At 42.6% G+C, this 19,810-nt stretch carries 18 protein-coding genes; 8 read left to right on the top strand and 10 right to left on the bottom strand.

Annotated features, from left to right (window positions below; genetic code table 11):
- Nucleotides 1-371: 371 nt before the first annotated feature.
- Complete coding sequence (locus tag L3J70_12140; GenBank protein MCF6237100.1) at nt 372-731, top strand: hypothetical protein; 360 nt, start codon at nt 372-374, stop codon at nt 729-731.
- A gap of 107 nt (nt 732-838) precedes the next feature.
- Here the strand turns inward: L3J70_12140 and L3J70_12145 are convergent, their stop codons facing one another.
- From L3J70_12145 to L3J70_12170, 6 genes are all read right to left on the bottom strand, one after another.
- Nucleotides 839-2,977 (bottom strand): filamentous hemagglutinin N-terminal domain-containing protein, encoded by a 2,139-nt coding sequence (locus L3J70_12145; protein ID MCF6237101.1) that lies wholly within the window; start codon nt 2,975-2,977, stop codon nt 839-841.
- On the bottom strand, nt 2,974-3,960 hold the full coding sequence (locus L3J70_12150; GenBank protein MCF6237102.1) for a hypothetical protein: 987 nt from the start codon (nt 3,958-3,960) through the stop codon (nt 2,974-2,976). The genes L3J70_12145 and L3J70_12150 overlap by 4 nt, the downstream gene beginning before the upstream one ends.
- A gap of 33 nt (nt 3,961-3,993) precedes the next feature.
- Nucleotides 3,994-4,722, bottom strand: coding sequence for a DUF928 domain-containing protein (locus L3J70_12155; GenBank protein MCF6237103.1), 729 nt, complete (start codon nt 4,720-4,722; stop codon nt 3,994-3,996).
- Nucleotides 4,719-6,653: an adenylate/guanylate cyclase domain-containing protein gene (locus L3J70_12160; GenBank protein ID MCF6237104.1), complete on the bottom strand. Its 1,935-nt coding sequence runs from the start codon at nt 6,651-6,653 to the stop codon at nt 4,719-4,721. Before L3J70_12160 ends, L3J70_12155 begins: the two co-directional genes overlap by 4 nt.
- 12 nt (nt 6,654-6,665) lie before the next feature.
- Complete coding sequence (locus tag L3J70_12165) at nt 6,666-8,582, bottom strand: CHAT domain-containing protein (GenBank protein ID MCF6237105.1); 1,917 nt, start codon at nt 8,580-8,582, stop codon at nt 6,666-6,668.
- Nucleotides 8,583-8,782: 200 nt separating this feature from the next.
- Entirely contained in the window at nt 8,783-9,814 is a 1,032-nt protein-coding gene (locus L3J70_12170; protein MCF6237106.1) for a VanZ family protein, read from the bottom strand.
- Between the two features lie 383 nt (nt 9,815-10,197).
- On the opposite strand from L3J70_12170, the gene L3J70_12175 reads away from it, so the two are divergent.
- Complete coding sequence (locus L3J70_12175; GenBank protein ID MCF6237107.1) at nt 10,198-10,950, top strand: hypothetical protein; 753 nt, start codon at nt 10,198-10,200, stop codon at nt 10,948-10,950.
- 6 nt (nt 10,951-10,956) lie between these two features.
- Here the strand turns inward: L3J70_12175 and L3J70_12180 are convergent, their stop codons facing one another.
- The 3 genes from L3J70_12180 to bamD are packed head-to-tail and all read right to left on the bottom strand — an operon-like array spanning nt 10,957 to nt 13,352.
- Nucleotides 10,957-11,478: a nitroreductase family protein gene (locus L3J70_12180; GenBank protein ID MCF6237108.1), complete on the bottom strand. Its 522-nt coding sequence runs from the start codon at nt 11,476-11,478 to the stop codon at nt 10,957-10,959.
- Nucleotides 11,479-12,279: an outer membrane protein assembly factor BamD gene (locus L3J70_12185; GenBank protein ID MCF6237109.1), complete on the bottom strand. Its 801-nt coding sequence runs from the start codon at nt 12,277-12,279 to the stop codon at nt 11,479-11,481.
- 5 nt (nt 12,280-12,284) lie between these two features.
- On the bottom strand, nt 12,285-13,352 hold the full coding sequence (gene bamD, locus L3J70_12190; protein ID MCF6237110.1) for an outer membrane protein assembly factor BamD: 1,068 nt from the start codon (nt 13,350-13,352) through the stop codon (nt 12,285-12,287).
- A gap of 70 nt (nt 13,353-13,422) precedes the next feature.
- Between bamD and rluD the strand changes: the two genes are divergently transcribed.
- From rluD to L3J70_12220, 6 genes are all read left to right on the top strand, one after another.
- Nucleotides 13,423-14,385 (top strand): 23S rRNA pseudouridine(1911/1915/1917) synthase RluD, encoded by a 963-nt coding sequence (rluD, locus tag L3J70_12195; protein ID MCF6237111.1) that lies wholly within the window; start codon nt 13,423-13,425, stop codon nt 14,383-14,385.
- Nucleotides 14,378-15,109, top strand: a complete 732-nt coding sequence (pgeF, locus tag L3J70_12200) for a peptidoglycan editing factor PgeF (protein ID MCF6237112.1) — start codon at nt 14,378-14,380, stop codon at nt 15,107-15,109. The genes rluD and pgeF overlap by 8 nt, the downstream gene beginning before the upstream one ends.
- A gap of 35 nt (nt 15,110-15,144) precedes the next feature.
- Entirely contained in the window at nt 15,145-15,666 is a 522-nt protein-coding gene (locus tag L3J70_12205; GenBank protein ID MCF6237113.1) for an amino acid-binding protein, read from the top strand.
- A gap of 3 nt (nt 15,667-15,669) precedes the next feature.
- A complete protein-coding gene (gene def, locus L3J70_12210) occupies nt 15,670-16,197 on the top strand; it encodes a peptide deformylase (GenBank protein ID MCF6237114.1) in 528 nt (175 codons plus the stop codon).
- Between the two features lie 141 nt (nt 16,198-16,338).
- Nucleotides 16,339-16,995 (top strand): response regulator transcription factor, encoded by a 657-nt coding sequence (locus tag L3J70_12215; GenBank protein MCF6237115.1) that lies wholly within the window; start codon nt 16,339-16,341, stop codon nt 16,993-16,995.
- A 68-nt stretch (nt 16,996-17,063) separates the two neighbouring features.
- Nucleotides 17,064-18,818: a histidine kinase gene (locus L3J70_12220; GenBank protein MCF6237116.1), complete on the top strand. Its 1,755-nt coding sequence runs from the start codon at nt 17,064-17,066 to the stop codon at nt 18,816-18,818.
- A gap of 47 nt (nt 18,819-18,865) precedes the next feature.
- On the opposite strand, the gene L3J70_12225 is transcribed toward L3J70_12220, so the two are convergent.
- Nucleotides 18,866-19,342 carry a DUF1566 domain-containing protein gene (locus L3J70_12225; protein MCF6237117.1) on the bottom strand — a complete coding sequence of 159 codons (477 nt, stop codon included), beginning with the start codon at nt 19,340-19,342 and terminating at the stop codon, nt 18,866-18,868.
- Nucleotides 19,343-19,810: the final 468 nt, after the last annotated feature.

The following is a 19,810-nucleotide window of genomic DNA, read 5'->3' on the forward strand; positions in this document are numbered from 1 at the left end:
GCTGAGCTCCTTTGTTGCTAAGCCCTGATTTCATTATTTGGTTGCCACCACACTTCGGGCATTTAACTTCTTCATAACATTTCATAAATGCTATTATATCAAATAATTACAGCTTTAAGCCATCACCAGAGCTCGCTTGTCACTCAATCACAAGGCTTGGTTGCCACTTTCAATATTGTGCGGCAAGCCGGAATACACCCTAGCTGCCTATAAATAGCTCCTGCGGGCACTCTAAAGCGTAATTTTTTACATTTTATTTGTGCAAATTCGCACATCTATGTTTCTTAATTTATTGATAAAATAAATCTGGATTCTATTGAAACAGCAATCCTTTTTAGTAAAATTTTTTAACATAATATGGAGAAATTATCATGGCTAGAAGTGACTTCCAATACATTCCCATTCATCACATTTTCAAAGCAACCTCCCCTGTTTTTGAGAAGGACTTTAGAGTCGAACTCAATACCGGCCAGAAAGTGGTAGACGATGGGTATCTGCTAATCACAGTCAAAAGTGTTGATTTAGATAGTCATAAAATTCAAATCAATGGTGCGGATCTGAGTGGCTTCGACATTCCTTTACCTCCCGGCAATTCTAACGCTTGGCTGACATATATGGATCGCATTCAGCCTAATACTCTCAAGTCGGGGATAAACAACATTCAGATTACTCGAGTCGGAAACGATGACTTTCAGGTCAAAGACATAGTCATACACTGGCGTGAATCATAAAGTCGTACTGACTTAGTCAACATCTACGTGACACATGGATGTGCCACTGGTAAATCACCCGACAATACCACCATGGCATTGAGCTTAAATTCATAATTTATCGATAATCACCAGCATCGCATTGCTATTTGTTCCAATACAGAATTTTTGGATACATCATCCAAGTTTGAAGTATCGCTTACTAACAACTCATCCGGTGTTGACTCATCACGATTAGAGCTGACCAAGAAACTACTACTATTACTATTACTAGCGGTGCGCATTGCGCAGCGGTTACCCAAAAGAGCAGACACATCGAGAAATGATTCTGGTAGTTGCAACATTCCAGTGGTGGCATCAACATCAGGCGTGGTCACGGTCACGGCTCCATCAATCCCCGCTGGGCCAGCAGAAGCATCAATAATGCTATCTGGCGAGATAAGATGTGAATAGGCTTTGATATTGATATTACCACCCGCGCCTTGCCTGGCATTGGCTCGAATCTCGCTGGAATTGCTCAGCACAACAAGATTGGAATCAATCTCTTCATTGATACGGATATCTCCACCGTCGCCATTGCCATCAGCAACAGAAGTTGTGATTTTAGATTGATTATCCATGCGAAACAGCCGTCCGGCACGGATGACTATATTGCCTGCATCTGCCTCCTGGGTATTCAGATTGATATTACTATTGTCCACCACCAAACGTTCATTCGCTGTAACAGAAATACTACCGGATTTTCCAAACTCGGAGTTATCGCTACCCGTTGGCAAACCCTCTTGTACGAACAGGCTCTCGGCAGTGAGGTTGACTCCGTTAGTGATATCAACATTTTTACCATTAACTGTGATGCCGCCGCCCAAACCTTGCCATGATGTTTTAGCGCTGATATTAATACCGTCAGCGATCAGCAGATCACCCGCTGGTGTCTCGATATTGATGCTACCGGCATTGCCGGTCGCATCACGGGCGCTATCTGCTGATATCGTTCCATTATTGCCTTTAATAACCAGATTTTTCTCTAATGGATTAATAAAGATATTTCCAGCGTCACCGCTTCCTTTAGTTTCGCTTTGAATACTTGGTTTGGGATCGGTGATATCGTCAACGATATTGATCGTATTGGTGTTGATTGTTATCGTGCCGCCGACACTATCACCTGATACTTGGTTTAAAACTTGACCACCCTGGTCGATTGTTAATTCATCCAGCAATAACGTGATATTACCCGCTGCAGATTGCTCACCAAAGCTATTGCTCGTTGCTTGTATTCTGCCATCATCCGTTAACTCAAGTTTTAAAGCAGAAATAGAGATATTACCCGCGACTCCACCATCATTGGCACTGCTAGTGATTTTACTTGATGTACTAGAGAACAGACCAATAGACTCACCGGATATTTTGACACCACCATTTTCAACCGTTATAGATATGTTGCCAGCATGAATGGCTTCAGAGCTTGTGCTGCTTGTTATTCGAGATCCATTTTGCAAATCTAGGTCATCAACCAGATTTATGACGATGCCATTTTTTTCAGTGTTTGTCGTATCTACTCCTGTAGCAGACTTCGACTTCAGCACAGATTTATTATTCATTAAAAGAGTTTGAGCATCAATGTTGATCATACCACCAGTGACTTCCAATACACCATTATTCACCTCTACATCACCGCCCACAAGTGATATTGCTTTACCTGAATCGGATTCAAGCACAGAGTTTTCAACTTTTATCGCTTCAAGACTATTATCCAGAAAACCAAATGATTCTGGTTCTGCGGACGACAACATGACGGGATCAGATAAATCGGCTGAAAAAACAGCCCCATCTTTAAAAACGACTCTATCCGTCGTTGACGCATGGAAAGAGCCCCCGACGTTCAGCTTTGCCCCTTCCCCGAAGGTAATGCCGTTCGGATTGACAAAAAACAGGTCAGCCTCACCATACTCACGTGTATTAATCTCTCCATGAATCAGTGAGGGCTCTCCTCCTGTGACGCGACTGATGATATTTTTAACACTCTGTTTTTCAGAGTTTATGAAGTTAGCCACATCACCCTCACCAATACTGAATTGATCAAAGCTAAAAAATATGTTTTCACCTTGCCTGCTGTCGCTTGAAATATCGTAAAACACCCCTCCTTCTTCTTGCCTCGGTGAATCAATAGAAGTTCCGAGACCGGAAGAAGTGATCCTTGTCTCCTGACAATAGCCAGTGAAGCTGATAGCACTGAGACATAGATACAGCAAGGTAGAGTGATTGCTCATTGACAAGTCAGCTCTCTAATACTTCCAGTGGTTACATCATTGTTGAGGCCACTACGTTCATAACAAGAAATTTTCTCATTGAAACTTACACCTGAATAGACTCTAATTTTGGATTCACCTACATAAGTAGACAACGCGAGACCAAAATCACTGCCTTGTTCATCAACACGGCCATAAACTCTTACTACCGAGCCTTCACTCACTACCATCCCGGCGAGGTTTTTATCCCTAATAATCAAATTATCAATGATTACCAATAGGCTACTCTCCAAATGTACTCCAACATTGCCGGAACCATTTACTGTAACAGTCCCATAAACAACACTTGTTCCTCCCCCACAGAGTTTAAACCCTATGATATTTTTAGTTTTAATAATTGTAGAAACATCAGGAAGAGTAACATCATGGCAGTCAGCCACTGCTTGTGATATAAATGAAAAATCCAGTTTATTTAATATCTCTGTAAGAGGGGTTTTTTGTGTATCACCAAGGCTTTGCTGAACACCTAAACCACCTTCACTAGTCTCTGGAGCAAATTCAAACTCATCAGCCCCTATCGCAATTCCAGCACTGGAATTGTTTCTCGCATTAATATCACTCAACGCAACCGATGATTTTTCATCAATAAAGATACCATGCTTTCCTCTGGCCAATGTCAAGCCGCTAATTATGACATTTTTTGCTCCCCGCACCTCTATGACTGAGTGTTCACCATCACCACCATCAATCGTTGCTCCTTGGCCATTAATCAGAATGTTGCTGGTTCCCACCACCACCGGAGAGTTCACTTTACATGTTCCAAGAACATTTATAACATCTCCTTTATTGCTGCCCGCCACTTTTGTTCTTAATGTCTCTCCATTATCTCCATTATCACAATCCACCGTAACAACCTTTTGTTTCAGGTTACGATCCGATAATAAGAAAAGAATAATGACCAACAAGAGAATCGCCAGTACAACAAATATTTTATTAAATTTCATGATAGTTTTTCCTTTTTATTTTTAAATTTCTGATTATGGTTGAACTAATTCCATTTGGCCTAACATGCCACTCCATGCCAACTGCAGGGTTTGATTGCCTGAATCGTTGCTCCATGCATCATGGAGTGTTGCGAATGCGTCATACCAGATACCTCTGCTGGCATACGCATTTGCTAAATCTATTGGGTCACCGTGTTGATCTACAGCTTTGATTTGACCATTGACTTGAACCCGTTCGATATACGATTTCACGACAAGATCCCCCGAAGCACTTTCGCCTTGTCCACACCTCATCCGTAACGACCATTCATAGGTTTTACCACTTTCCAGATGAACATCATGCTTTGCAAGATTTATGGAGTTAATGCCAGCCTTGACAGGCTCAGACACTTGCCACTCAAGCAGCGGCTCAGTTGCTTCATCGTGAGCCAACGTCACGACGACCGGTTTTTGACTCATCGCAGTGATGTGCCAATAGAGCTGTGGTTGCTCCTGCGTGGTTAAGCCAACATGCTCTGGAACGAGCAGTGTTATTGTTGGCAGCCCTCCGCAACCACGCGTCCCCCCCTGACTGGTACGAATTTTTGGTATTGGCCTGACTGGCTTCGGCGGCACGTATGGCACTAATGGCACTTGTGACTGTTTTGCTTTTGCCTGCTCTTTTTGAGTTGTTTTTTTAGCATCAGCAGCGTAACTTTGCAATGGCAATAGAAGGCTGCCAGTAAACACTATAAAATTAATGAAACAGTCGCGAGTTTTCATACCATGACCTTCTTTTTTTGTTCATTCATATCACTATTTTTACCCCATATCCGGTAAACTGAAATACCTCTGTTTTTACCGCACAAATGGCACTCCCCCAAAGAGGTGATCTGGTATCCATGCCCTAGATAGTGGTAAACCAATTCACCGATCAAGATGCGAAAATCATGCACTTGATCATTTTTAAAACTTTTTTTATCAAAACTTTCCAGACGAGCAGCCGTATTAACCACATCACCCACTGTGGTGTATTTCATGCGCTGAGCACTGCCCAGATTGCCAGCAATCGCCACACCGGAGCAGATTCCAATACGCAACCGGCACGCAGGCAGCTCATGGTCGCTTAATTCATCATTGAGATGGCTGAGCGCCGCGCCCATTGCAAGAGCGCAATCGACCGCCTGCTGTGCATCCTGTCTGATTTCAGATTCGCTCTGTCTTGCAATAGGCACACCAAAATTAACTTTGATACCGTCACCCGCGTAATCATCAACGATGCCCCCATATTCCGCTGCAATGCAGGTCATGGTATCCAGGTAGCGATTGATCCACTCCATTGCAACAGCAGGATCCATATTCTCTGTGGGTGATGTATAACCTTGTAGATCAATAATCATGACGGTGATCGTCAAGCGCTGCGGACGCGGCCTGCCCTCTTCCATAAACTGCTCACGCTGCTGCCACAGCACAGTAGCCACTTCAGGCGCGACAAATTTACCGAACAACTGCATGATGAGTTCTCGTTCAGCATGCTCACGCTGGGCACAACAAATAGTTGCCAGCGCCAAAGAGCCAAGGTAGGCAAGTGCAATCGCTACCGCAGGAAGCCAAAAGTTCTGGAAAAAAATGTATTGCACCATAGTCCATATCAGGGAAATGCCACCTACGGCAAATACGATAAGCAGCCATGGCCTCTGAATCCAGACCCCCAATACAGCACCTAAAATACAAAGCAGCATGATCCATAAAATTTCGACCCACTCAGGGACAATTTCTAACGGCGTATCATTTTGCAACGCAACTCTAATCAACTGATCCACAGTGTGAGCCTGGATTTCAAGGCCATAGTTGGATCGGCTCGCTCCAGAGCCAGTAGTGAGCGGAGACTCATGCCGATCTATCATGCTGGCGGCCGTCATTCCCAAAATGACCACTCGTCCACGAATTTGCTCAGCACTCAACTCACCACTCAGCAACTCTGATAAAGAGTAGGAAGGAAAAGGAGCCGTACCCCGACCATAATCCAGTATGATCTGATAACCGCCATCATCTGCATTTTGATAGCCACCATCATTGCCATTAAAACGCCGCAGAGTTGTTTCACCGAGCCTGATCTGTGATTCATCCACAGGGTCTTCTGTGATGGTTATGCCGAAATCCTGCAAGTATTTTAGTACCAGTTGTAAACCCAGCGAGAAGTAAGGCTGACCTGCGTCATCCCATAAAATCAACAGGCCACGACGAATCACACCACTGGTATCCTGTTTTAGATCAGAAAAACCGACTTGGCTGGAATCTTCTATAAAATCGGGACGAGGCACCGATTCACCCAGACGTTTTTCAATCATCACAACGTGTGAATTACCAATCACGGCAGCACGCAGTTCATCATGCCCCGAAGCTGGAAAATCACGATAGAGATCCACACCTATCGCTCGCGCACCTAATTCATTGAGCAGATTCAGCGCCTCTGCCAATGCATAGTCATTAATGGGATAACCCAGCCGCTGGATATCAGGCTCATAAATTCGGATCAGCAGCACGGGTGACTCTGTTATATTTTCAGTCACTTTAGATTTTAGATGAAAATCATATAGCGCAAGCTCCAGCTCCTGCAGCAAGCCAATCTGACGAATGCCCATGACAATACCAAACACAAGCAGAACAATACTAGTTGCTGTGATGGGTTTTGAGTCGATAATTTTTGTCATCAGCATCACTTTTTATAACCAGCCATTAATGAGAATGTAGGCTGACCAGTAGCCTGGGTGCTTAAAGCGTATATCGTTTAACATCTCCCGCTGCGCTCTTTGCATAGCGACGGCGCGTGATGCTTCAGGATCTTGTAACTGCCGATAAAAATCACGAATCAATTGTGATGAAGCAATATCATCCACTTTCCACAACGTACCCACTGCACTGCGTGCACCTGCTTTAATGGCCACGCCCGATAATCCCAGGGCAGCCCGCTCATCACCTTGAGCGGTTTCGCAAGAACTTAGAACCAGAAGTTCTAGTGGTGTATCTCTGAACTTGAACATGCCGATCTGCGCAGCTAACTGATTAATACTCACGCGGCCGTCATAGGCCAAAATAAAACTACTGTCAGCATCACCTGAAAATTTGCCATGAGTTGCGATATGCAACACGTTGAGGCTTTTATCCTCCAGACCATCTTTTAGGCTGCTCTTTGTAAACTCTTCATTAAGAAGTAACTCGCCTGCATAAATATCACGCACACCATCAAGCTCTTCAGGGACATATTCAAGAGGTGGAAAACCCTGTACAGATTGGCTCAGACCAACGTAGAGTGCTTTGATGTGGCTGCGGTCAAGTGGCGTTGGATCGGTCAGCTCCACCCCCGGCGTTATTGCGACAGCATATTTTTCAATCAGGAATTTTTCACCATCAAAAAGTGCTGCAATGGGAATGGTACGCAGCGCACCATCTGGAACGAAGACTAAAGTATCAATATTTAAAGATAGAAGATCATCCTCAAAAGGAGTGATTAACCACTGGTAAAGCTGTTGTCCATGAGGGCGGTATTGGTTTGTTGTACGCTTCTCCAATAACCGACGAAATTGGTGAATCTCAGCGCTCAGTCTGTCGAAACCTACAGGTACGCTGTAACGCTTCATTTCACCACTAGGGAAATTCAGCAACAGCTCCAGCCGATCTTCAAGCATAATCGGATAGATCACTACGGCTGTGGGAGATATTTTGCTTACATCCTTGACTTTGGCCTGCAATTTATCAACGCATTCATCCTGAAAATAGTCGCGCAGTTCAGCGGCTTTCATCTGCTCCACCGTGTCACGCGCAGAGCGCAACAGATTTGTTATTTTGATTTTATCCTGACTCTTTTCTGCACCTTTAAGCAACAGATCAACCAGTTGCAAATAAACCTGCCCTGTCGATGTTTCGCCCATTGAGGTTTTAAAGGCAGGCTGTAAATTCTGTAACAACTTAATGGCTTGTCGGTAGGCATCAATGGCCGCGCTGCTTTGACCCAATGCGGCAAATAATCGACCTTTTTGCCATTGCCACAGAAACATTGGATGTTTTGCATCGACTTGTTGGGCACGAAAAATGGCTCTGCGGGTAAAAGTCAACGCTTCTTGATAACGTTGCTCGGTTTCAAAAAGTTCTCCGGTATAACCCAAAGCGTAAGAAATAGTTTTAATCTCATTAGCCCGAGCTGAAATTTTTGCTGCTCTGTTGAATAGGGTAAAGGCATATATACGTAATGTGTGCCCGGGGTCGACAAGCTTCTCATCAATCTGCGCCAAGGTACGCCCGAGATTGATCAACAGATAGGAAATTTCCTGCGGAGTGAAGCCATCCTGGGGGATTGCTAATGCTTGATAGGCAAGTTTTTTTGCTTCATCAGGTTGGCCATTTTGCAATGTGAGCCTTGCAGCATTAGCCAGCGATTGCGCAGCAAGCAACCATTGACCGTCTTGCTTTGCCAGCTCTGCACTATGAATATAAGATGTGATGGTTTGCTTTGAAGCCGATTCAGCACTGTTTTTTTGTGCATAAAGCTCAGAAGAAAACCCTGACAGACAAAAACATACAATCAGAACGAGCCATAAAACCAGCTTGTTGTGATGATTACCATAACACCACCCGCAGTACATTCGAGCATCCTTTTAACAATGAATAGCTATTGCCTTCATCCCTGGCGGTGTTATCACTCCCCCGCAACAAGTTACGAGTCGTTTCCGAATTGATAAGCAACTAAGAATACTCCAGATATTTTAATATATCACGTTATTATTCACAAAAATTCTGTATAAAAATCACATTATTAGAGTCTATATGTACGATTCCTTACCCCTCAACCTCTTTTTTTCCATAAAAGCGCAAGCCCAGCACCAACAGCAAGCCCCGAATAGTTCACGAGCAAATCAATAGATTCCGCGACTCGGCCATCTATAAAAACCTGCAAAAATTCTGTGAAAATGCCTAATAAAACCAGGTCAATAACAATCATCCACCACTGTTTTTCATCTAACGATTTTACAAGCAGAAAAGCGACGATAAGAAATAACAAGAAGTGAGAGAGCGTATCAATATCAAAGGTAAATGAATGGCTTATTTTGTAAGAGATATCCGGCAATTGGCTCAGCAGGGCATCTCGCACGCCCCCTGGCATTGCCATCCCGACAAGAAGCAAGCCAACAAAAGCCAGAGTTTTAATATGTTGCAGGCCAAGGGATTTTAAGTCATCCCACATTAACCATACAATCATAACCATCCAGATAATGAGCCCAAAAATTTTAAAATAAGCGGCTTCTGCTTTGATCAGCACAGGCTTCAGACTGATATTTTGAACGCGTATAATTCCTGCTACCTGTGCAATATTTGCACCCACACGTATCGACTTTGTGTTTGGTTTTAGCTCAAATACATGCTCATAATACTTCCAGTCACTGTCTCCCCAAGGCAGTGATACGACATTGGTGCCGATTTTTTTGTCATTTTCGTCATGAAAAACTGCAATTAAACGACCTCTTTGCCAACCCTCTTCTCCTTTGGCCACAGAGTCTGTTTCAGCTTTTCCTGAGAGACGTAAAAACTTGACACCAGAAAACTCTCTGACTCTTTGGTATATGAATATATTTTGACCCGACTCCATTGCGTAAAGCGCAACAATACCCGGAAGATCACTCTCAACACTATTTAAACCTGAAGTCCCCCACCCTTCAAACCCATTTTCAAATCCAGGATTTTTTAACAGCTCTCCACCCACCACTTCGTAAGGCTTGTAATAATTCATATATACAACCGTTAATCCAGAAAACAGCAATAGTGCAATAAAAAAAAGACATGGCTTACCAAAAAATCTATTTTTATACTTGATATTCATTGTTATTTTCCTGAATTAAATACAAAATAAACCATTGACTCACCACAGATAATAGTTTAAAAATAAATTTTTTAAGACACATAATTATAATTTCATAATTTTTGGGTTAAAAAGGAAACTAATCCAGCTTTTAATAACCGAAGTTAAAGAGCGGGTTATTATTTTACGAAATTTTGCCGCACAGTGAAGTTTCCCACTTAACGAACTTAACTTAAAGGAAGGAATAATTTATGCAAAAAAGTTATTTATGTTCCAATAAAGTTCTGGGGGTTCACCACAGACAGCCAAGTAAGACCCGCTCATATTTAAAATTATTAATATCGTTGCACTGCGCTCTTCTTGTTGTATCCTTGTTTATAAGTTCAGCGCATGCAGCCACTGACATGAAGCTTGAATATAAAGAGCAAAATGGACAGGTTCATATGCGGTGTAATTTTGGAGATACAACCGATGTCTTTTGTGAGGAGGGTGTTAGAGCGGGGGAAAACCAAACACCATTTCTTTATGAAACAATCACTGGTGATGATGGCAATAGCTACATTCACATGATCATAGGTGATCCAGATGAGGCTTTCGCTCAGGAAGTTTATATCAGAGGGAGCTACTCATCTGACGGGGCAGGCACAGCTAACGGTGCGACGATCCCGCTCATTAATGGCAGCATTGATCTTGTTAATTTTAATCCACTCAGCTCTTTAGGACAAGGCACTGCCAATCCAACCAAAGTCATCATGCGTCAAGACATAAAAGGTACTGATATATCTATGGTATTCATCAAAGATAACCTGCTGACCAAACCAAAAATGACACAAATAGTCACGAGCGAAGATATGGTTTCAGAGTTTATTGTTGATATGTCCGCAATTGCTTATGATGACAAAAGCACGCCGACTGAAATCATTAACAATTTGACATTCTCTAGCTCAGAGATACCCGGCGATGGCGGCTCATTCAACATGATTGAAAATGGTGACAACGTCACTGTTGATGCAGGCCTTTATACTTATGTCGAAGGTACAGGTACATTCGGATCAGAAGGCACTTATGATTATGACGGCAGTGAATTCAACATGGATCAGCCTTGGGAAGATTATGCCATTCCTGAAATGAATCCATCCAACCCATTCCCGAATTAACAGTACCTACAAATAGTTGACGACTTCTTCCATACGTCGACGTGGTTTTTGCTCAGGTAACTCTGCAGGGTAGCCCACACTTAGCAGAGCCACCGGCACACTCCCCTGCTCAGAACCCACAATACCAGCAACTGTTTTTTCAGAAAAATGACCCACCCAGGTTGAGGCCATTCCAGCCGCAACAATCGCTAATTGAGCATAACTTGCCGCAATTGTCGCATCCTGAATTGCATAGAGCTTTTCTCCACGCTCACCATACATTTTTGACGAACGTTCATGATCGGCGCAAAAAACCAGGCAGACAGGTGCTTGAGCAATAAACTTTTGATTCTCGGCGGCTTGACTTAAAGCCATGCGCGTCTCTCCATCTTCGACCACAAAAATTTTATAGGACTGCAAATCACCTGCACTCGGCGCTGCACACGCCATTTCCAGTATTGCATTCAGTTTCTCACGCTCAACAGCAACATCGGCTTGATACTGGCGCACTGAATGACGATGGCGAACGGTTTCAAAAAAATCCCACATTCATATCTCTCCCAAAGTTTTAGATAACTTTTCAATCTCTGGGCTTTCAGGATAGTTCAGTTTGAACACCTGAAAAGCTTCATCTGCCAGATTTCCCATACCCAGAACCACATACGCCCGCACCATCAGCGCTAATGCATCGGCTACCGATGCGCTTCGGTGGTATTTTTCAACCACTTGCTTTGCTCTGTTTGCAGCAGCAACATACGCACCCCGCCTCATGTAATAATCGGCTACATACAGTTCATGTCGGGCACGTTTATTTTTCAAGTAAACAATTCGTTGCACGGCATCTGCCGCATAAACACTTTCAGGAAAATTTACAATCACATCATAAAAGTAGCGGAGTGCCTCATCCGTGCTCCGTGGATCACGCTCGGCTGTATCCAATGATAGTATCTGGTCAATTGAATCCATTCCCTGATCAAAACGAGCCAACCCTTTCAGGTAGTAAGCATAATCAACATTTTTATGGCGCGGATATGATCGAATGAAATAGTTAGCAGAAGAGATGGCTGACTCTGGTTCATTATATTGATAATAAGCATATGCAACATCAAGCTGTGCCTGCTGTGCATATTCGCCAAAAGGGTAACGTGATATCAGCGTCTCATAATCTTCAATGGCAAACTGATAATCTTCACGATCCAGTGCTGATTTTGCCTCACTGTATAGCTTGGATGCAGACCAGTTTTCAGGATCCTCAATTTGAACACCCGTCGAAGAACAACCTGCCATAATAAAAGATATGCTCATCATGACCCATAAACGAAATTTTTGAATTGCAACGATCTGTTTCACGTGACTTAATAACTCCCTCTTTCAGAGATTTTTTTATGTGTCCCTATTCTACGTATCCAGGGCCTGTTTTTCACCAACCCTTGGGGTAACGAATCAATTGCATTTTCAGCCATAGAAATAGTTGGAAATGCACCATAAAGCAAGACATACCAAATTCCGCCCCCATACTCAACTGGGTAATATACATAAGTTTTGGATGAAAAGAGATCATACTGATCAATAATTTCAATCATCTCCTCTTCATTAGAGGTCATTAACAGTTGAAAGGTATAATCTGAAGCACTTTGAGCATGAAACCAGGCTGCGTTTCCCCAACCCATACGATCAACTTCAGAGACTTCAACCTCAGGCGCTTTCTCAACGACCGCTGCTTCAGTCTGTTGAACACGAGTATCACTGCTTTCATTCAGACCCAGTAAGTTATAACTTTGAGTCAAAATATCCAGAGCATCAATTGCCGCCGGAGTATTTTTATAATTTTCAATAATATACTTGGCATAGACAACGGCTTCTTTATACTTTCCGTCATTCAATGCCATACGTGCCCGACCGACATCATTTTCAGTCAGTTTATCACGCAAGAACGTCATTCTCTGAATGCTATCATATGCATACTTACTTTCAGGAAACCGATTAACGAGTGCTGAAAAACTTTGGTAGGCTTGACGTATACTTTCATCTGACGAGTCAGAATTTTTTGAGTCTTGCTCCAGTCCAAGATCAAAGAGCGCCAACCCTTTTGAGTAATAGGCATAATCCAGTTTACTGCTTACGGGGTATTTTTCTATATATTTTTCCGCAATAGAAATTGAATCATTCAACTGCTTCTGTTTGTAATAAGCATAAACCAATTGTAATGTCGCTTTTTCAGTTTCAGGGGCATCAGGGTATCGTTTTATCTGGGTTTTAAACTCATTGATTGCCGTCGTAAAGTGACTTTGCTTGACCCGTTCTATCCCCACGTCATAATGATATCTCGTTGACTGAGATGAGTCGTGTTTAACCTGTTGCTGGGAACACCCCGTTGCGGCCAGTAATAATCCAACCATTATGAGTGTTTTTTTCAATCGCATGACAACCGCGCCTCATTCTTAGTATAAGATAACTGTTATTAAAGGTACTTCAACAATAGTCAGTAATTTTATGAATCACTCACCAATGTTACAAGCCGATATTCCTGAATCAATGTCTGGTAAAAGGCTCGACTGGGTTTTAGCCAATTTATTTGTCGATTATTCACGTTCAAAACTACAGCAATGGTTGCACGACGGGCATATCATAATCAACAACAAAACAGGTCTTCCGGGGAAAACCAAAGTCTCAGGCGGTGAGCATGTGACCTTGCACCCTGTTTTAGAGAAGCAGACTGAATCACAACCCGAAGCAATTCCACTTAACATCATCTTTGAAGATGATGACTTGATTATTGTCAATAAACCTGCCGGTTTGGTCATGCACCCCGCCGTAGGCAATCAAGCGGGCACTTTACTGAATGCACTCTTGCACCATGAGCCAGAACTGGTCAATATTCCAAGAGCCGGCATTGTACATCGTCTCGATAAGGATACGACAGGTCTGCTTGTGGTCGCGCGGACTCTCTCCTCACAAAAATACTTGGTTGAACAACTTCAAGAGCGCAGTATCAGTCGTGAATATCAAGCCGTCGTTCACGGCACAATGGTGGCAGGAAGCACCATTGAAGCGCCCATTGGTCGCCACCCGGTTGATCGTAAACGCATGGCCGTAAATCATAATGGCAAACACGCTACCACTCACTATCGGGTCGCAGAAAAATTCCGCCTACACACATTTATTGATGTTAAATTAGAAACAGGGCGCACCCATCAAATACGTGTTCATATGACACACCTCAAACACCCGTTAGTCGGCGACCCTGTATACGGCGGCAGGTTACGCATTCCGCCGCACGCCAGCGAAGCATTAGATGAAACACTACGACGTTTTAAACGTCAGGCACTGCACGCGCTTCGCCTCACATTCGATCATCCGAGTAGCGGAGAGACAGTGTCATGGAACGCCCCTCTGCCAAACGACATGACTCACCTATTAAGCGTATTGAGAGAGGATACTCAAAACCATGCATGACTGGATCACTCCTGATTGGCCCGCCCCTGAAAATGTTCGAGCCATCACAACCACGCGTAACGGTGGCATGAGTCAATCCCCTTATAACTCTATGAATATCTCCACCTATGTCGGAGATGACCCAGATGTTGTACAGAAAAATCGGCAGCACTTGCAATCCACCCTCAACCTTCCATCACGATTACACTGGCTTGAGCAAGTGCATGGCACTCAAGCTGTTAATGCAGCTCACATCACTCAACCGATCAAAGCCGATGCCTGTTACAGCCATGAAAAAAATATTATTTGCACGATTCAAACTGCGGACTGTTTACCCGTTCTTCTATGTAACAAAGCAGGCACAACGGTCGCCGCCATACACGCCGGATGGCGCGGATTGGCGGATGGCATTATTGAGCAGACGATCAATACCATGGGCTGTCCTGGCAATGAACTCATCGCATGGCTCGGCCCGGCAATCGGCCCCAAGGCTTTTGAATCAGGTGATGACGTACGAGATGCTTTTATCGCACATGATGAGCAAGCAAAAATGGCTTTCACAAAACAATCTAATAGCTTATGGCTCGTAGACTTATACCAATTGGCAAGGCAACGGCTCAAAAGCCAAGGCATTACCGCTTGTTACGGTGGTGATTTTTGTACTTATCATGATGAAAAACGATTTTACTCATTTCGCAGAGACCAAACGACGGGGCGCATGGCAACACTAATTTGGTTGACATAAGTGCTCTAAACAGCAAAAAACCTGGGGGAAAAGCAATGAAAAACTGGTTCATGCTCACGTTAGTGGGAAAAGATAAAGCAGGCATCGTCGCTCGAATAACAAGCGTATTGTTTAAAAACAGCTGCAATCTGGGAGAAGCTTCAATGATGAGGCTCGGTGGAAATTTCAGCATCATGCTCATGGTCTCTTATGAAGGTGATGCTGATGCTCTAAAAAGTATGCTGGCTCCTGTTACTGATCAACTTGAATTAAAAATTCATGTGGATGCCATTGATGCAAAGCTGCACCAACATATCGTGCCCGATGTTCGTATTTCAGTATTTGGCGCAGATAGAGCCGGTATTGTGGCTCAAGCCACCAACGCACTCTTTGATGCCGGGCTGGATATTCTTGATCTGGAATCAGATGTAGGAGGCAGCAAAGAAAAACCACTCTACATCATGCATATTGAAGGCCGTGCAACACAAGGAATTGAACCACTGGAATTGGCACTCAGTCAAGTAAAACTAAATGACATTGATACACATCTATCCCCGATTGAAACCATGATTGGTTAATCCATGACAACCTACAAAATCATTACATACCCCGATAAACGTCTAAAAAGTATCGCCAAACCTGTAGAAAAATTTGACAATGATTTGCGATTTTTTTTATCTGACCTCGAAAGAACAATGCGAGCAGGGCCAGGTGGTGTAGGAATAGCTGCTCCTCAAGTCGGAAAAAATCAACGTATTGTTATTGTTGATGTGTCGAGCATGGCCGAACGAAGCAGGAAAAAAAAGCCGCTCAAACATCAAGGAAAAATGGTATTAATTAACCCTGAAATAACACACTGGGATGGCATGGTCATTGGTCGAGAAGGCTGTATGTCTGTTCCTGATTATACCGGCAACGTCATCCGTGCAGAGAGAATCACTCTTGATGCATATGATGAACAGGGGAAACAGCATAGCTACACCTGCGAAGGCTTTGAAGCACGCGCTGTTCAACATGAAATCGACCACCTTGATGGTCTGCTGTTTCTTGATCGTTTGGTCAGTCGCCACAACGATCTTTTTCGTAGGAAAATAAAGCCCTCTAAATAACTCTGTATTACGATCCGTTCAAAGTGTTAAGCAGTTCCAAAAATAATGTAAAAATTACCTTGCAGCTCTTTGGAATTAGGAAGAGAATGAATAAGAGAGGGACTTTATATAAAAATACAATAATTCAAAAGGTTACTCACCATGCAATATCATACTGTAGCCATTATTGAAGATGATCCAAAAACACGCGAGCGGCTGATTCAAGCCATCTCAACCCGCCCTGAATTTTCTATCATTGCAAGCGCAGATACATTAGCAAGTGCACGGCATTTTTTAAACCAAAAAATCCCTGACATTCTATTGGTTGACCTTGGGTTACCGGATGGTAGCGGGATTGAAATCATCCAAGCCGTTGCGGTTCAGCATCCGAACACTGAAATTATGGTCATATCCGTTTTTGGTGACGAGCAACATGTACTCAATGCCATTGAAGCCGGAGCGCATAGCTATTTGCTTAAAGATGAATCTGATGAAGAAATTATAAAGTCACTCCATCAGTTATTGCAAGGGGGCTCCCCAATGAGCCCAACAATTGCCCGACATTTGCTGCATCGTTTGTATGATCCATCGCAAAACAGTGCCAAGGCAAAACAGCAATCAGATTTAACAAACCGTGAAGTGGAAGTTCTCAACCTGTCATCCAAAGGGTTTACCTACAGCGAAACAGCTAAAATGCTTGGTCTATCCAGCCATACGATAAACTCCCACTTTAAAAAAATCTATCGTAAACTGGCTGTGCACTCTTGCAATGAAGCAGTTTATGAAGCAAGGCAACTGGGTTTATTGAAAGGACTGTAAATAAAAGTTATTTTACAAAGAAAATGAGCGTTAAAAGCCAATATTTAATTACCATTTTATGTATTATATTGTCTTGGCTACTTCTTGCTCTTATTAAGCCGTATAACATCCCTCATGATATAGAAATTTCCACGGCTGATGTTATTTACACCTCATCTCAAACCACTGTTGATAAAGCATCCTCATGGCAACCACAGCGCCTACCGGATGACTGGCTAAAAAATAGTAAAGAGCCATTTCAATATGCATGGTATCGCTTTTCAATCACACTCGAAGAGCCGCCCAACCAAACCTGGGGAATCTTTTTCCCTCACATCAACATGAATATGAGCGCCTACCTGAATGATAAATTAATTGGTAATGGTGGCTCATTTGAACCCAGATTAGCTAATAACTGGAACAAGCCTGTTTACCTGTCCATTCCTGCCGATTTGTTCAATGTAGGGAAAAATGACTTTTTAGTTCAAATCGCAACGGATCAACCAGGAAGAGGCTTGCTGGGTAAAATCTACCTTGGTTCAGACAGCACATTAAAACCTGCTTACAACTCATATTATTTTGCAAAAATTGAGATTATTATAATTATTACGATCATCATGCTTGGGGTCGGTTGTTTTATTGCAGTGTTTTGGTTTTACCGAAAGGCAGAAGTCATTAATGGTTGGTTCGCACTGCTTGTTTTTATCTGGGCCATTCATAACCTCAATCTATTCATTACAAACATTCCTGTTGACCGAGTATTTTGGGACTGGCTATGGAAAGCAAGCCTGTGCTGGCTCATGATCATTATGCTGATATTCGTTCATCGTATTCTAGCCAAAACCCATCAAAAACATGAAAAGGCACTATTCTATTATGGTGTATTTTCAAGCGCGATCATGCTGGCCATTGCCGCATTTAAACCACATTGGTTTTATCCAATAGCATTTCATGTATGGGATACTGTATCGCTTATTATCGGGCTTTATTTATCTGTTTTAATACTTAAAGCCCATCAAAAAAATCAAAATATAAAGATATTTTTGTTACTTACCGCCTCTGGGATCGCCCTTTCTTTCGGCTTACATGACTGGTTTGTCATCAATGGTTTTTTACCCAGAACACAGGGCTATTTCATACAATACAGTGCAATTGCCATCGTCAGTGTATTTTGCTGGGTACTATTAATGCGTTTTATCGATGCACTTAAAAAATCAGATGAAATACAGGAAGATCAAACACAAAATAAAAAGCATATTCTTAACGAAGAACGACAACGCATTATGCGAGATATGCATGATGGCGTGGGTGGACAATTAGTAACGACACTCGCGATGATCCAAGCCGGTGAAAAGGATATTAAATCCATAGAAGAAGCATTGAAAAATTCTTTACAGGATTTAAGGCTTACTATTGACTCTTTTGATCCACTGGAAAAAGATCTTCCCTCTATACTAGGTATGCTACGTGCTCGTATACAACCACAGCTGGAAAAGTCAGGGTTACAATTAAACTGGAAAATTGGTGACTTACCATCCATTCAGGTTTCTGACCCACACCATACTTTGCAAATCATGCGAATCATACAGGAAACTATTGTTAATATTATCAAACATGCACATGCCACCACGATCACAGTAACCACTGGCACACTACCTGATCATCAGGTTTATATAGAAATAAGTGATAATGGATCAGGCATTGTCCGTGCAAATCAGCAAGGGCATGGTATGAAAAACATGCAATATCGTGCTAAAGATATTGGAGCCAAACTTGAGCTGCAGTCAAATCATCATGGCACAACAGTGCGTTTGATATTTGAGGTTGGGGAAAAAATTGAGTAGTGGGATAAAACTCACAACTTTAAGCCACCTCCCCCACTACCAATAAATTAACTACCACATGATGGTTCGCCTTCAGTTCTAACCAGCACTGAATTTAGAGCATAATTTACTTCTACTTCATAAGTTGTTCCCGTCTCGAAACTCAGAATCCAGGCGCGATTCTGGCAATATCTCCACCAACACACATCACTCGCTTGTGTACCAGACCAATGCCAATCACTTTGCCCATTGACATCAAGATTGATAAATGGTGTGGGCTGAAATGTTCCTGAGCTGTTTAAGGTTACATATAAATTCCCCAGTTCTTCAATTTCGGGTAACCGCCAATCACTGTAACCGCCCACCATCAATGTCTCCAGTTGTGATTTTACTGCATTCCAGGTTGCATCTTCCATAAAATCAGCATCCTGCAACCACATCAATCCAGTATTGGAATCTGAGATGGTGCCATCATAATTATCTGTCAGTTCACACTGGTCTTCACCTGCCCAAGCCGACACACTGATTAAAAACAATAAACTCACGAAAATGCACCGACAAGTTTGATGCAGAATATTGAACTTAGAGAACAAAACAAACCTTGTTTCACATAGAGGTGTTGCAGAAACTATTTTTTTCATAGTATTTTCCTTTGTAAAATCAACTAAAAATGCATAATTTGAAAACGAGGAGCAGCAGCGACTTCCTCATATTTTGCAAAAAATGCTCTAATTAAAGACTCAGTTATGATTTGTAAAGTTGCTGTACTACTTTATTTTTTATACACAACTATCATCCCACCATTATTATTTGCTTTATCTAACACTATTTAAATCCCTTATTTTAGGGGTAGCGTTTTTTTGATTTGTCGACTAATTATTTATTCGGGTCTATGCCAGATCGAGTGTAAATGGTACATTACCATCCTATTTTTCAGGTTAATAATATCATGAATAGCAGTGACATATTTGCCCTTGCCTTGGGATTAAATGACCCTTGGGAAATCACTAATG

It is taken from the genome of Gammaproteobacteria bacterium (assembly GCA_021648145.1).
Classification (GTDB): domain Bacteria; phylum Pseudomonadota; class Gammaproteobacteria; order JAADGQ01; family JAADGQ01; genus S141-38.

Bases quoted from the DNA above. Each gene is read 5' to 3' on its own strand.
- L3J70_12145 (MCF6237101.1), bottom strand. From the start codon at position 2,977: ATGAGCAATCACTCTACCTTGCTGTATCTATGTCTCAGTGCTATCAGC.
- L3J70_12155 (MCF6237103.1), bottom strand. From the start codon at position 4,722: ATGAAAACTCGCGACTGTTTCATTAATTTTATAGTGTTTACTGGCAGC.
- L3J70_12205 (MCF6237113.1), top strand. From the start codon at position 15,145: ATGAAAAACTGGTTCATGCTCACGTTAGTGGGAAAAGATAAAGCAGGC.
- L3J70_12165 (MCF6237105.1), bottom strand. From the start codon at position 8,582: ATGTACTGCGGGTGGTGTTATGGTAATCATCACAACAAGCTGGTTTTA.
- L3J70_12180 (MCF6237108.1), bottom strand. From the start codon at position 11,478: ATGTGGGATTTTTTTGAAACCGTTCGCCATCGTCATTCAGTGCGCCAG.
- def (MCF6237114.1), top strand. From the start codon at position 15,670: ATGACAACCTACAAAATCATTACATACCCCGATAAACGTCTAAAAAGT.
- L3J70_12150 (MCF6237102.1), bottom strand. From the start codon at position 3,960: ATGAAATTTAATAAAATATTTGTTGTACTGGCGATTCTCTTGTTGGTC.
- rluD (MCF6237111.1), top strand. From the start codon at position 13,423: ATGAATCACTCACCAATGTTACAAGCCGATATTCCTGAATCAATGTCT.
- L3J70_12140 (MCF6237100.1), top strand. From the start codon at position 372: ATGGCTAGAAGTGACTTCCAATACATTCCCATTCATCACATTTTCAAA.
- L3J70_12160 (MCF6237104.1), bottom strand. From the start codon at position 6,653: ATGACAAAAATTATCGACTCAAAACCCATCACAGCAACTAGTATTGTT.
- bamD (MCF6237110.1), bottom strand. From the start codon at position 13,352: ATGCGATTGAAAAAAACACTCATAATGGTTGGATTATTACTGGCCGCA.
- pgeF (MCF6237112.1), top strand. From the start codon at position 14,378: ATGCATGACTGGATCACTCCTGATTGGCCCGCCCCTGAAAATGTTCGA.
- L3J70_12170 (MCF6237106.1), bottom strand. From the start codon at position 9,814: ATGAATATCAAGTATAAAAATAGATTTTTTGGTAAGCCATGTCTTTTT.
- L3J70_12175 (MCF6237107.1), top strand. From the start codon at position 10,198: ATGAAGCTTGAATATAAAGAGCAAAATGGACAGGTTCATATGCGGTGT.
- L3J70_12215 (MCF6237115.1), top strand. From the start codon at position 16,339: ATGCAATATCATACTGTAGCCATTATTGAAGATGATCCAAAAACACGC.